General features: G+C 47.3%; 13 protein-coding genes. 6 read left to right on the forward strand and 7 right to left on the reverse strand.

Annotated features, from left to right (window positions below; all coding sequences use genetic code 11):
• The first annotated feature begins 53 nt into the window (after positions 1-53).
• Positions 54-1,811, forward strand: a complete 1,758-nt coding sequence (aspS, locus tag HF894_RS04365) for an aspartate--tRNA ligase (RefSeq protein ID WP_204971241.1) — start codon at positions 54-56, stop codon at positions 1,809-1,811.
• 24 nt (positions 1,812-1,835) lie between these two features.
• Positions 1,836-2,216 carry a GtrA family protein gene (locus HF894_RS04370; protein ID WP_021848491.1) on the forward strand — a complete coding sequence of 127 codons (381 nt, stop codon included), beginning with the start codon at positions 1,836-1,838 and terminating at the stop codon, positions 2,214-2,216.
• A 25-nt stretch (positions 2,217-2,241) separates the two neighbouring features.
• Here the strand turns inward: HF894_RS04370 and HF894_RS04375 are convergent, their stop codons facing one another.
• Genes HF894_RS04375 through HF894_RS04385 form a run of 3 tightly spaced genes read right to left on the reverse strand, consistent with a single transcriptional unit; the run spans position 2,242 to position 4,734 of the window.
• Entirely contained in the window at positions 2,242-3,126 is an 885-nt protein-coding gene (locus HF894_RS04375) for a carbon-nitrogen hydrolase (protein ID WP_021848490.1), read from the reverse strand.
• Positions 3,127-3,160: 34 nt separating this feature from the next.
• A complete protein-coding gene (locus HF894_RS04380; protein WP_204971242.1) occupies positions 3,161-4,195 on the reverse strand; it encodes an agmatine deiminase family protein in 1,035 nt (344 codons plus the stop codon).
• Entirely contained in the window at positions 4,192-4,734 is a 543-nt protein-coding gene (locus HF894_RS04385) for a ferredoxin domain-containing protein (protein WP_204971243.1), read from the reverse strand. The genes HF894_RS04380 and HF894_RS04385 overlap by 4 nt, the downstream gene beginning before the upstream one ends.
• Positions 4,735-4,931: 197 nt before the next feature.
• Here HF894_RS04385 and HF894_RS04390 point away from each other — a divergent pair, with 197 nt between their 5' ends.
• On the forward strand, positions 4,932-6,026 hold the full coding sequence (locus HF894_RS04390) for a Nif3-like dinuclear metal center hexameric protein (RefSeq protein WP_204970279.1): 1,095 nt from the start codon (positions 4,932-4,934) through the stop codon (positions 6,024-6,026).
• A gap of 5 nt (positions 6,027-6,031) precedes the next feature.
• A complete protein-coding gene (locus HF894_RS04395; RefSeq protein WP_021848486.1) occupies positions 6,032-6,862 on the forward strand; it encodes a zinc ribbon domain-containing protein in 831 nt (276 codons plus the stop codon).
• Between the two features lie 86 nt (positions 6,863-6,948).
• Here HF894_RS04395 and HF894_RS04400 read toward each other — a convergent pair whose 3' ends face one another.
• The gene (locus HF894_RS04400; RefSeq protein ID WP_021848485.1) at positions 6,949-7,470 is read right to left on the reverse strand and encodes an FHA domain-containing protein; all 522 of its coding nucleotides are present in this window, start codon (positions 7,468-7,470) and stop codon (positions 6,949-6,951) included.
• Positions 7,471-7,508: 38 nt separating this feature from the next.
• A complete protein-coding gene (locus tag HF894_RS04405) occupies positions 7,509-8,657 on the reverse strand; it encodes an HU domain-containing protein (RefSeq protein ID WP_204971244.1) in 1,149 nt (382 codons plus the stop codon).
• A 143-nt stretch (positions 8,658-8,800) separates the two neighbouring features.
• On the opposite strand from HF894_RS04405, the gene HF894_RS04410 reads away from it, so the two are divergent.
• A complete protein-coding gene (locus HF894_RS04410) occupies positions 8,801-10,225 on the forward strand; it encodes a capsule assembly Wzi family protein (protein WP_246593129.1) in 1,425 nt (474 codons plus the stop codon).
• Positions 10,226-10,296: 71 nt separating this feature from the next.
• Here HF894_RS04410 and HF894_RS04415 read toward each other — a convergent pair whose 3' ends face one another.
• A complete protein-coding gene (locus HF894_RS04415; protein WP_021848482.1) occupies positions 10,297-11,550 on the reverse strand; it encodes a DEAD/DEAH box helicase in 1,254 nt (417 codons plus the stop codon).
• A gap of 338 nt (positions 11,551-11,888) precedes the next feature.
• Here HF894_RS04415 and HF894_RS04420 point away from each other — a divergent pair, with 338 nt between their 5' ends.
• The gene (locus HF894_RS04420) at positions 11,889-12,383 is read left to right on the forward strand and encodes a TlpA disulfide reductase family protein (protein ID WP_021848481.1); all 495 of its coding nucleotides are present in this window, start codon (positions 11,889-11,891) and stop codon (positions 12,381-12,383) included.
• Positions 12,384-12,507: 124 nt separating this feature from the next.
• On the opposite strand, the gene HF894_RS04425 is transcribed toward HF894_RS04420, so the two are convergent.
• Positions 12,508-13,632 carry an LptF/LptG family permease gene (locus tag HF894_RS04425; protein WP_021848480.1) on the reverse strand — a complete coding sequence of 375 codons (1,125 nt, stop codon included), beginning with the start codon at positions 13,630-13,632 and terminating at the stop codon, positions 12,508-12,510.
• Between the last annotated feature and the right edge of the window lie 2 nt (positions 13,633-13,634).

The raw sequence follows: 13,634 nt of genomic DNA on the forward strand, positions 1-13,634 counted from the left end.
GTATTCCAAATATTCCGTACTTTTGCACTCATAAAATCAAAACTCAATAAAAAATGTATAGAACACATACTTGCGGAGAGCTTCGCATCTCCGATGTCAATAAGCAGGTGACGCTGGCCGGATGGGTGCAGCGCAGCCGTAAGATGGGAGGCATGACCTTCATCGACCTGCGCGACCGTTACGGCATCACCCAGTTAGTATTCAATGAGGAAGTGAATGCTGCCTTGTGCGAACAGGCCAATCACTTGGGACGTGAGTACGTTATTCAGGTGACTGGTACAGTAAACGAGCGTTTCAGCAAGAACAGCAACATTCCTACGGGTGACATTGAGATTATCGTGTCGGAACTGAATGTTCTGAACGCAGCTCTGACTCCTCCCTTCACCATCGAGGACAATACGGACGGTGGCGATGATATTCGCATGAAATACCGTTATTTGGACTTGCGCCGTACGGCTGTCCGCAAGAATCTGGAACTGCGCCACAAAATGACTATCGAGGTGCGCAAATATCTGGATAGCAAAGGTTTTATCGAGGTGGAAACTCCGCTGCTCATCGGTTCTACTCCTGAAGGTGCGCGCGACTTTGTCGTTCCTTCACGTATGAATCCGGGACAGTTCTATGCGTTGCCTCAGAGCCCGCAGACGCTGAAACAGCTGCTGATGGTATCAGGTTTCGACCGCTATTTCCAGATTGCCAAATGTTTCCGTGACGAGGACTTGCGTGCTGACCGTCAGCCGGAATTTACACAGATTGACTGCGAAATGTCGTTTGTGCAACAGGACGATGTGATCGAACTCTTCGAGGGAATGGCCAAGTATCTGTTCAAGGAATTGCGTGGCGTTGAGTTGACAGAACCTTTCCAACGCATGCCATGGGCAGACGCCATGAAGTATTATGGTAGTGACAAGCCCGACTTGCGTTTCGGCATGAAGTTTGTCGAACTGATGGACATCCTGAAGGGATATGGCTTCTCGGTATTCGACAATGCAGCTTACATCGGTGGTATTTGTGCCGAGGGTGCAGCCCACTATACACGCAAGCAACTCGATGCGTTGACTGAGTTTGTGAAACGTCCGCAGATCGGAGCCAAAGGCATGATTTACGCTCGTGTAGAGGCTGATGGTAACGTAAAGTCGAGTGTAGACAAATTCTATACGCAAGAGGTACTGCAACAGATGAAAGAAGCTTTTGGTGCCAAACCGGGTGACTTGATTCTGATCCTGAGTGGTGACGATGCAATGAAAACCCGCAAGCAGCTTTGTGAACTTCGTCTGGAAATGGGTTACCAACTGGGATTGCGCGACAAGAACAAATTTGCTCTTTTGTGGGTAGTAGACTTCCCGATGTTCGAGTGGAGCGAGGAAGAAGGCCGTTTGATGGCCATGCATCATCCGTTCACTCATCCGAAGGACGAAGATATCCCCTTGCTGGATACCGATCCGGCTGCTGTGCGTGCTGATGCCTATGACATGGTTTGCAACGGTATCGAAGTGGGAGGTGGTTCAATCCGTATCCACGATGCGAAGTTGCAGGCTAAGATGTTCGAAATCCTGGGCTTTACGCCAGAGAAGGCAGAGGAGCAGTTTGGCTTCCTGATGAATGCTTTCAAGTATGGTGCACCCCCTCATGGAGGTTTGGCTTATGGTCTCGACCGTTGGGTGAGCATCTTTGCCGGACTGGATAGCATCCGCGACTGCATTGCCTTCCCGAAGAACAATAGCGGACGCGACGTGATGCTTGACGCACCGGGCTTCCTCGATCAGAAACAGTTGGACGAACTGAATCTGATTGTAGATGTAAAAGAATAACTTTCTAATCACCTGGAACCGATAGTGAAAGAAACAACACGAATCATCCGCTTTGCGGTAATCGGCACGCTGAATGCACTGATTACTGCGGCGACCATCGGAATCATGATGGGCGTTTTGGGCATTCACTATCTGGCATCCAACGTGACGGCTTACGTGCTTGCACAGACGCATAACTTCATCTGGTGCAAGTACTGGATATTTCCTACAGACAAAAAGAGCAACACCTGGCGGCAGGTGCTGCTCTTTCTTATTGCTTTCGGAATGGCTTATGTTGCCCAATTCCTTTTTCTTATCGTACTGGTCGAACTGTGGGATTGTAACGAATATCTGGCTCAGTTCCTCGGCCTCTTTATCTATGGTACGGTAAACTTTCTGATGAATAAACGTGTTACTTTTCGTTGATTTTCAGTGGTTTACTTCATTTTTTTCAGTCGATAAATCTTTTTACAATACCTTCATAAGCATCGATGCGGCGATCGCGAAGGAAAGGCCACCATCGGCGTACGTTTTCAGAACGTTCCATGTCGACTTCAACCACTAAATTTTCTGGACGGTCGTTGCTGGCTTGAGCCAAGAGTTCGCCTTGAGGACCTGCTACGAAACTGTTTCCCCAGAAAAGAATGCCATTGGTTTGTCCCGAAGGGTCAGGCTCATGACCGACACGGTTCACGGAAATGACAGGCAGCCCATTGGCTACGGCATGTCCACGCTGTGAAATAATCCAGGCATTCAGCTGGCGGGCTTTTTCGTCATCTGTATCGGTACTTTCCCATCCAATGGCAGTGGGGTAGATCAGCAGTTCAGCTCCCTTCAATGCCATGAGGCGGGCAGCTTCAGGATACCATTGGTCCCAGCAGACAAGCACGCCTAGTTTGCCAAGCGAGGTCTGTATCGGTTCGAAGCCCAAATCACCTGGAGTGAAATAGAACTTTTCGTAGTATGCAGGATCGTCGGGGATGTGCATTTTGCGATACTTGCCTGCAATGCTTCCATCACGGTCGAAGACTACAGCTGTGTTGTGATATAGCCCTGGTGCACGTTTTTCGAAGAGCGAAGTCACAAGAACAATTCGGTTGGCAGCTGCCAGTTCGGAATAGAAACCTGTAGAAGGGCCAGGGATAGGTTCGGCCAAGTCGAAAAGTTGTGTATTTTCTGTTTGGCAGAAATAAAGTGAGTTGTGTAGCTCTTGCAGTACAACCAATTGTGCACCATGAGCAGCACATGCTTCAATGCTCTTGGCCAAATTCATCAGATTCATCCGCAGGTCAGCGGTATTGGCTTGTTGGATGATGCCTACTTTTATTTTTCTCATATTGTACTAATCTGTGTTTTGTTATTTTTTAATGTTATCGTAAGACTCCTATAGGATACTGCATCGTTACACAATGCAGCGACCCGTGTTGGCAGATAAGGGCACGGCAGTCGATACCCACAATCTCGTAATCAGGGAAGGCCTGCTGAAGCACTTCGGCGGCACGGCGATCGTTGTCGGGCTGGTTGTAAGTGGGGTAGAGCACGGCTTCGTTCAGGATGAGAAAGTTGGCATAGGTAGCCGGCAGGCGTTCGCCATCTTCGATGATGGCATTGGCCATGGGCAAGGGGAGCAGACGATAGGGCTCGCCTTTCAAGGTACGGAACGTTTTCAGTTGTTCTTCCATGAGGCGAAGGGCTTCGTAATGTTCGTCAGTTATGTCGGTACATTGCACGTATACGATGGTGTCGTTGGGACAAAGGCGTGCCAAGGTATCGATATGGCTATCTGTGTCGTCACCCGCCAGGTAACCGTGATCCAGCCAGAGAACTTGTTGTAGATGAAAAGTATTGCGAAGGTATGTCTCTATCTCTTTTTGAGTCATTTGTCCGTTGCGATTGGGGGAAAGCAGACATTCTGATGTGGTGAGCAAAGTACCTTTACCATCACTTTCGATGGAACCTCCTTCGAGAACAAAGCCCAGGCAATTGACATATCTGCCATGCAGTGCATTGGCATCGACCAATCGGCGGGTAATAAGATTGTCCTTATCTGAAGCAAATTTCAACCCCCAGCCGTTGAATTTGAAATCGAGCAGAACAGGTTCGTCAGCATCGAGTAGGGTAATGGCGCCATGGTCGCGTGCCCACGTATCGTTGGTTGCGCATTGTATGAGGCGTACGTTTTCCATATTGACCGTATCGGATATCTGACGTTTCACTTCTTCGGGTTCAGGAGTGACAATGAGAAGCAGTTCGCGAGCAGCTATTTCGCGGGCGATGTGGAGAAAACACGTCTGAACTTCATCGAGCATGTAGGCCCAGTCGGTAGCTGCATGTGGCCAAGTCAGCTGTACGCCACTTTGGCGTGTCCATTCTGCAGGAAGTATGGTTGCGGTTGTTTCCATCATTGTTTATTGGCATCTTTAGGTTTGCGGTCGAAAAATGGATTTTTGGAAGAAGCGCTGACAGGGATGGCAAATACGCTATGGCATTCGGGCAACCATTGCAAGCGTTGGGCAGCCAGGCCTGCAGAGAACATAACGCGGGTATCGACACGCATGTCGGCAGCTGTAGCACAGGCTGAACCGATGGCAATACCTACGTCGACAGTGTTCAAAGCACAAGGAACGCCTTTCGGACGTGCAGCACAGGTGGCATATCCGCAATGTCCACAGTTCAGCCCCTGAGGTTGTTCACGTGTACCTATTATAACCACGCATTCGGCTTGCAATATATTGTCGGCATCGCGCAGAAAGAATTTCATACCGGTTTCTTCTGAAATTTGCCGCATTTCAGCAGAGAGCTTTTGCAAATCTTCATCGGTCGCCATGGCAACTTCGATGGCATCGATACCTTTGCCTTTAGGGGCAGTGCGTGCAGCTGTCATCATTTGTCGGGCTACACTCAGTATGTGTTCGTGACGGACGTCTCTTTCGTTTGCTATCATAGTTGAATGTATTTTTTGAATGAATCAGTGAGACAAAGATACGATAAATATTTGGCTTCATCCGACAAATGACCTTTCTGCCTGCAAAAAAACGTGCTTTCCTACCTACGCCTGTCATTTTTTTGCCGAAAATATCGGATTTTATTTATCACATCCTTACTTTTTACTATCTTTGCATCCAAATTCTCTGTTTTATTATGAAAATAAAGGAGATCGTAAGCGCCCTTGAACGGTTCGCGCCTCTGCCATTGCAAGACGGATTTGATAATGCCGGCTTGCAAATAGGATTGACAGATGCGGAAGCAACAGGGGCTTTGTTGTGTCTTGACGTTACTGAAGCAGTGCTGGACGAGGCGATTGCACTTGGGTACAATCTGGTGATAGCCCATCATCCACTCCTGTTCAAAGGTTATAAATCGATAACGGGGCGTGACTACGTGGAACGTTGTATTTTGAAAGCTATCAAAAACGACATCGTTGTCTATGCCGCCCATACCAATCTGGATAATGCCTGGGGGGGAGTGAACTTCAAGATGGCTGAGAAACTTGGCTTGAAGAATCTGCGTGTATTGGAACCTAAAGAGAATGCGTTGCTCAAATTGGTCACTTTCGTTCCTGTAGCGCAAGCTTCAGAAGTAAGAAACGCTCTGTTTTCCGCAGGATGTGGCTGCATTGGGAATTATGATTCATGCAGTTACAATGTAGAGGGAAAAGGAACATTTCGTGCGCAGGAGGGAACGCATCCTTACTGTGGTACGATAGGTGAGTTGCATACCGAATCAGAAGTGCGTCTTGAGACAATCCTGCCAGCTTATAGGAAAGCAGAAGTGCTTCAGGCGCTGTTGGCTGTACATCCATATGAAGAGCCGGCATTCGACTTCTATCCATTGCAGAATACTTGGCAGCAGGCAGGTGCCGGCGTGATAGGCGAACTGTCGGAGCCAGAGACAGAGCTTGACTTCCTGAAAAAGGTGAAGAAGACTTTTGAAGTAGAATGTTTGCGTCATAACAAACTGATGGGTAGGGAAATACAGAAGGTTGCTTTATGTGGAGGTGCAGGTGCTTTCCTGATGCCGCTTGCCATCCGACAAGGAGCAGACGTGTTCATTACGGGTGAAATAAAGTATCATGAATATTTCGGACATGAAGGCGACATTCTGTTGGCCGAGATCGGGCATTATGAAAGTGAGCAATATACAAAAGAGATATTTTATACAATAATCAGGGAACTGTTCCCCAGTCTGGAAGTACAACAGACCAAGGTGAACACCAATCCCATAAAATACATGTAACAGAAATGGCTAAAGAAGCAAAAAAAGATCAGCAGGAACTAACTGTTGAGCAGAAGTTGAAGACCTTGTTCCAGTTGCAAACAACTCTTTCCAAGATTGATGAAATCAAGACTTTGAGAGGAGAACTCCCCTTGGAAGTACAAGACTTGGAAGACGAAATTGCAGGTTTGAGCACTCGTATCGAAAGAATTAAGACGGAAGTAACTGAACTGAAAACATCCATCGCAACCAAGAAGGTGGAAATCGAAACAGCTAAGGCTTCTGTAGCAAAGTATAAGGAACAGCAGGAGAATGTACGCAACAACCGCGAATATGACTTCTTGAGCAAGGAAATTGAGTTCCAGACTTTGGAGATCGAGTTGTGCGAAAAACGTATTCGCGAGTTTACAGAACAAGAAGCTGCGAAGTCGAAAGAGATGGAAGACAGTGCAGCTCAGTTGGAGGAAAGAAAACAGGATCTGGAAGTAAAGAAAAACGAGCTGGACGAAATTATCTCAGAAACCAAACAAGAGGAAGAAAAGCTGAGAGACAAGGCAAAAGACTTGGAAACAAAAATCGAGCCCCGTCTGCTTCAGTCATTCAAGCGCATTCGTAAGAATTCTCGCAATGGTTTGGGTATCGTTTACGTACAGCGCGATGCTTGTGGTGGTTGCTTCAATAAGATTCCGCCTCAGAGACAATTGGATATTCGCTCTCGCAAGAAAGTAATCGTTTGCGAATACTGCGGACGTATCATGATCGACCCAGAGTTGGCAGGAGTAACCATAGAGCCCAAAGTAGATGCTACTAAGGAAAAGCCCGCCAGAAGAAGAAGACTTTCTTCGGAAGCTGAATAATAACTATAACAACTTATAAAAGAAAACGCCTGAGGAATTGAACAGAAAGCCTCAGGCGTTTTTTATTTTATGGGAATCTTAGGGATTTACTCTCCTGCCCGTAATATGAACGTAGTGGCGCCAATGGTGACTATGGCTCCGTCTTCGATACGAACGCGGTCGCGATCGCCCAATATCTCGTTGTTCAGGAATGTTCCTGTCAGGCTGGGAGCATCACGCAGAGTATAGACTATTTCCCCCTGTTTGTTGCGCTTCACGTTGATGATGCAATGGCGACGGTCCATGCTCATGTCAGAAGTTTCAATAGGTACATTGATTTCTGTACCAATGCATCGGCGTCCTATGACGTTGTCGCCTTCCTGTAGCGGGAGTACCTGTTTGAAGCCGAAGACATTCTCAATTACAGTGATGCTGCCAAAGGCGTTTTGAAATTCTTTCTCGTCCAGTTTTTCTTCTTTTCGCGGCGCCTGTACTTTGCTTTTGCCCAGTCGGATGCTGAACTGCTTTTTGCAATGGTCGCAAATGAAAACCAAAGACTGGCCTTCGGTATATTTGGTCTCATCGAAGGTTAGAAAATTCTCGCATTTGGGACAACGTACACGTTTCATGCTTGGTGATTGTTATGAGTTCTTCGAAATGATGTTTTTCAATACTTCAGTACCCATGCATTCTGATAAGCTTTCTGCTCACGGATAACTTGCAAGCTACGATAAGCTTCTGCCTGAGTGGAGAAAGATTCGATGCTAACTCTCATTTTTCCATTGCCGATGATGGCTGAAGCGCCTTCATATCCTTCTTTTTTCAGCTGCTCGGCTGTTGCGCGCGCATCTTTCTCTGTACCTACACTGGCTACAATGATGTGATACGGCTTCTTGACATTCTTGGCTACCTTAGCTGCAGGAGAAGCCTCGGCGACCGCCGGTTTGCTTTCAACTGGTTTGGTCGGTTGGGCAACTACAGGAGCTTTTTTAGTTTCTACCGTTTTAACTTTCACTTCGCGAACGGCTATCGGCTTCACCTCTTTGGATGTTTGAGCTTTGGCTGCTGCAGTTTGTTTGGCCTGCTGTTTGGCTTTCTGTTGCACCTTTGATGATTGGGGTGTAACGACGGGTGTGACAGCCAGCGATTGCTTTTCCAGCTGCTCGAATATTTCTGTAGGAAGCAGGCGGGCATAGTTGCCTTGAATGGTTTCGGTGTTTTCTATCGGAGTAGAGAACATGAAAAATAAGGCTATGGCAGCGATAAAGGCAACGGTGTTGGACAGGTAGGAACGTTTTAACTTCCAATGGTAACTGCTTCTTCTGATACGTCTCGACGGTCTTGCTTCTATAGAAGGAGCATGCAGATGGTTGCGTACCTCTGCCTTATGCAGAGCGGCCAGCGGTTTTATTTCGAAGCTGTCCAGTCCATACAGGCCGGGAGTAGTCATTCGATTGTCATAAGGCGTAAAATTACAAGTGCCATGGACTGTATAGCTTATCTCGCCAATGTTAGGCAGTTCAACTTTGCCATTCTCGTGCAGGCAGGCTACCAGGTTTTGCACTTCCTTGTTTACCATACGGGTGGCATCAGGGAAGTTGGTGCCATAGACAGCCATATACGATTGTACCAAAAGCCCGTCGTTCATTTTCAATTGCGAGTTGAAACCAATGGTACGGGTAGGGGGAAGGAAAATGTTTTCTTCCTCTATATAAGTAGCCGGATTGTAATGAGCGACAAAGCCTCCAAAATCGGGAACAATGACGCAATCATTCTCCAGTAGCAGTGTTTCTATGTGTCGGGACAATTCAATCATGGTGCAAAAATAGCAGAATTATTGGATAAACGAGTCAAAAGTTCCGTTTTTCTTATCAACAAAATATCAACGAAAGGGCATCTGACTGCTGGATTTTTCCTACTTTTGCACCGTCTTACATTAAAGCGTGCTTATTTATGTATATGAAAGTTGGCCTTTTAGCACTTCTGCTTGCTAGCGTTGGAAGTGCGACGGCACAAAAACAAAACAAGCTCAACTCTTTTGTAGAATATGGAGCTACTGTTCGCACAGGTGACAATACTCCTTTGTGGCAAGTGAGCAATCTGCAGGGATTGGCTTCTCTTGACAATAGTACCTATATCCGTGGTGGTGTTTTCTATAACGACCGATGGGGCAAGTGGGATGTAGAGGCCGGATTAGATGTGATTGCAGCCGCAGGTTTCAGCTCTGGCATCCAGCAGGCTTACGCTGATTTCAGATACAAATGGTTCGGCATTTTTGCTGGAAGCAAAGAGATGACAGCGCCGTTGATCAACAGCCGCCTGAGTAGTGGAGAACTTACCTGGTCGGGCAATTCCAGACCTATCCCACAAATCATGATAGGTATCCCTGAATACCTCTATCTGTTGCCGCGTCTGGCCATCAAGGGAGAAATCTCATACGGCTGGTTTACGGACAGCAATTGGCTGAAAGACCATGCCAACGTGGCTGGAGGAGCCTGGTATACCAAGAATATCAAATACCATCATAAAGAAGGATTTGTACGTATCGGAGTGCCTGACGGTAAATGGCAATTGGATTTTGGCATGACTTTGGACACTGAGTTTGGAGGTCAGAGGGTGACCAGCAGCGGAGAAGTCGATTTGGGAAACACTTTGAAGGATTACTTTCGCATATTTATCCCAGGATCGGCTGACGAAGACAAACCTGCTAACGATGCCTTATTTTATCAGGGCAATTTTGTAGGGACCGAACAGATTCGTGGAACCTATCGTGGAAAAGACTTCTCGATCAGCGCCTATCTGGACAATTACTTTGAAGACTTCTCCGCCATGGGCAAGCAGAACGGATGGGACGGCCTTTGGGGTATAGAGTTGAAGTTCAACAACTTCCGTCCGATCAACAATGTTGTATTGGAGTTTCTGCAGACCACCAACCAAAGTGGTCCGCTCCATGGACTTCACGAACCTGAGGACGGGCCTGTACATAAGACGGGAGGTAGTGACAACTATTACAACAACGGCTTGTACCATGGATGGGCTCATTGGGGAATGGCCAACGGCAATCCCTTGCTTCGTTCGCCCATTTACAATGAAGATGGGAGCATGTCGTTCAAGTACAATCGCGTAAAAGCCCTGAATGTGGGTTGGGGCGGCGAATTTTCCGACAAATGGAACTATATAGCCAAGATGTCCTTTAATCGCACGTGGGGTACACATGGGACGCCAACGCTCGATATCTTGGAAAACTTCTCAGCTTATGTCGCTTTCCAATACATGCCCGACAAGCAGAAGACATGGCTGATTCATGCTTCCCTAGGTCTGGATACAGGAGAGATTTATGGCGACAATCTAGGTTTCCAAATGAGGATACGCAAAGCCTTCTGAAAATAAAAATAGCCCGAGACAAGATGCCTTGGGCTATTTCTTTATTTATGGGATAAGATAAAAAGCAAAGATTATTCTTTATTCGTTTTTTTTCCTTTGTTGCCTGCGCCTTTTCGTCCGCCTCTGCGCGATTTGCCTCCTCCTCGTTTTCGTCCACCTTTTTCGTTGTTGCGCGGCTGGTATTCGGGCGCTTCACCCAGTTCGGCCGGAACAGGAATCTTATAGATATCCCTCTCAAGGAATTTCTCGATGGTGTGGAAGTTAGTCTGCTCCTTTTCGCTGACGAAGGTGATGGCCACACCGTCATTGTTGGCACGGGCAGTACGTCCGATACGATGCACATAGTCTTCGCAGTCGTGGGGTACGTCGAAGTTGATGACCAGGCGGATGTCATCGATGTCGATGCCACGCGCCACGATGTCGGTCGCCACCAGGATGTTGATGCGCCCTGCCTTAAACTCATGCATGACGGCTTCGCGTTGCGCCTGCTCCAGGTCGGAGTGCATTTCGCCTACGTTCAGTTTCATCTGCTTCAGGGCTTTTGTCACTTCTTTCACCTTGATTTTCGAGGAAGCGAAGATGATAACTCGCTCGGGGACCTCCTCTGCGAACAGGCTGCGTATGATGCCCAGCTTTTGGTTCTCATAGCAGACGTAGGCGGCCTGTATGATTTTGTCAGCAGGTTTGGATACGGCCAGTTTTACCTCTGCGGGGTTGTTCAGGATGTTTTTTGCCAGCTGCTGTATCTTGGCAGGCATGGTAGCGGAGAACATGATCGTCTGACGTTCCTTGGGGAGGTATTTCACAATCTGCATGATATCGTCGTAGAAACCCATGTCGAGCATGCGGTCGGCTTCGTCCAGAATGAAATAAGATACCTTCGAAAGGTCTACGTAACCCAAGTTCAGGTGGGCTATCAGGCGGCCTGGGGTTGCTATCACCACATCGGCTCCCAGCGTAAGCCCTTTCTTCTGCTGTTCGAACAAGATGCCATCGTTTCCTCCATATACAGCTACGCTGCTCACAGGCATGAAATAAGAAAAGCCTTCCATCTGCTGGTCTATCTGTTGGGCCAGTTCGCGTGTAGGCGCCATCACGATGCAGTTGATGGCATCTTCGGGATGCTCTTCTTCTGAAAGACGATTCAGTACGGGCAGCAGATAGGCAGCAGTTTTGCCTGTTCCCGTCTGTGCCACGGCTATCAGGTCTCTTCCTTCGAGTATTACTGGAATCGATTTTTCTTGTATAGGAGTACATTCTTCGAAGCGCATGGCGTCGAGCGCATCAAGAACGCTGTCGTTCAGGGGTAATTCAGAAAACTTCATGCTTCATCTCAATTTGGACGCAAAGATAATATAAATGTAGAAAAGAGGAAAAACAAGCTTACTTGATTTTTTGTCGAGACGCATCCGTTTCCTTTTGCCCAAGCCTGTTTGTAGGGTAAAATATGCTAAATAACATAAAAACGACCCTTAAAAAGTAAGAAAATTACTTGTTTGTTTGGATTATACTTTGAGAAATACGTACCTTTGCAGCCGATTTCAGATTAAAGGCTTTGACTATCAGAGCTCTTTTGGTAGGAGAGGCCTGAGAGACAATGTTCCGGGAAGAAATCACTGTCACGAACGACAGTCCCGGATAGTATTAACCAAAACCGTATTGCATGAGATATGTAAAATGGATTTTTGTTGTATTACTAGTTAGTTCCTTGACTTCTTTTGTATCAAAAGACAAACCTACGGGAGGTTTGAATGTGGGTGACATAGCCCCTGATTTTAAAATCCAATCTATGTCTGATGAACAACACGAACTTTCAAATCTGAAAGGCAAATACGTGTTATTGAGCTTTTGGGCCAGTTATGATGCGCAGTCCCGTATGCAAAACGCAAGTTTGAGCAATGTGCTTCGTGCGGCCTCCAATCAAAATGTGGAAATGGTTTCCGTTTCGTTCGATGAATATCGTTCCGTATTCGAAGAAACCATTCGTAAGGACCAAATAGTTACTCCCGTCTGTTTTGTAGAAACGGATGGTGAAAACTCCGACCTCTTTAAACAATACCGTTTAGGTCGTGGTTTTACAAACTATTTACTGGATGATAATGGTGTGATTATTGCCAAAAACATCTCTGCTGCTGAGCTTTCGTCCTATCTGAACTGATTGTTCCAATCGGTCTGACAGGAGGAGAGTGGTTGATAAGAGGAAATGAATACAACAAAAAAGCCCCTCCAGCGCTTGTGGCGACACAAGGACTGGAGGGGCTTCAATGTTTCTATACCTCTTCTTATTTAGGTGCTTTCTTATACAGATAGAATGCAATGAAGGCATACAGGATGTTGGGGATCCACACCGCGATCATGGGCGGCACATTGCCATTGACGGCAAATGTAGACGCAATGGTCTGGAACAGGATGTACGAGAAGCTCAGTCCCAATCCGATACCCAGATAAAGTCCCATACCCCCTTTGGTCTTCTTGGACGACAGGGAGACTCCAATCAATGTCAGGATGAAGGAGGCAAACGACATGGCGATGCGTTTGTGATACTCGATTTCGAACTCCTTGATATTGGCAAATCCTCGCTGCTTCTGTCGGTCGATGTATTCGCTCAGCTGCGGATTGGTCAGCATCTCCTGCTGGTTCTTCATGATGAGGAAGTCGGCAGGCTCCATGAAGAGCGTCGTGTCTATCCTGTCCCCATGCGTGATTTTTTCTTTCATTCCGTCCATTTCGCGTATCATATAGTCCTTGATGGTCCAGCGATGATAGGCAGTCGTGTCGTAGGTGATGCTGCGGGCCGTCAGGTGGGAAACCAGCTGCTTGTCCTTGAACTTGTCCAACGAGAAGCGGTAGCCCGTCTGACGATAGTTCTCGAAGCGGTCGATGTATGCAATGACGCCCGTGTCCACCTCCAGCTGGATGTTTCGTGCCGAGTTTGCCTTTCGTGGCTTGTAATACTTGTCCTCGAAGTTGATACGCGTCACGCTGCCCTTGGGGATGACGTATCCTCCCAGCCAGAAGGTGGCAACAGCAATGATGCCGGCCGAAACCATGTAGGGGCGCAAGATGCGCTTGAAGCTCATGCCCGAGGAAAACATGGCAATGATTTCCGAATTTTCTGTCAGCTTGGAGGTGAAGAAAATGACGGCAATGAACACGAACAGCGGGCTGAACAGGTTGGCAAAATAGGGGATGAAGTTCAGGTAATAGTCGAAGATGATGGCGTTCCAGGGAGCTTCGTGCGACATGAACTTGTCCTGCTTCTCGTTGAAGTCGAAAACGACCGCAATAGAGATGATCAGTGCGATGGCGAAAATGTACGTTCCCAAGAATTTCTTGATGATGTACATGTCCAGCCGCCGCAGAAATCCGCCTGTCAGCCTGGATATGCTGACATTCAGTTTCGGCATCC

This window comes from Caecibacteroides pullorum (assembly GCF_019239235.1).
GTDB classification, from domain to species: Bacteria; Bacteroidota; Bacteroidia; order Bacteroidales; family Bacteroidaceae; genus Bacteroides; species Bacteroides pullorum.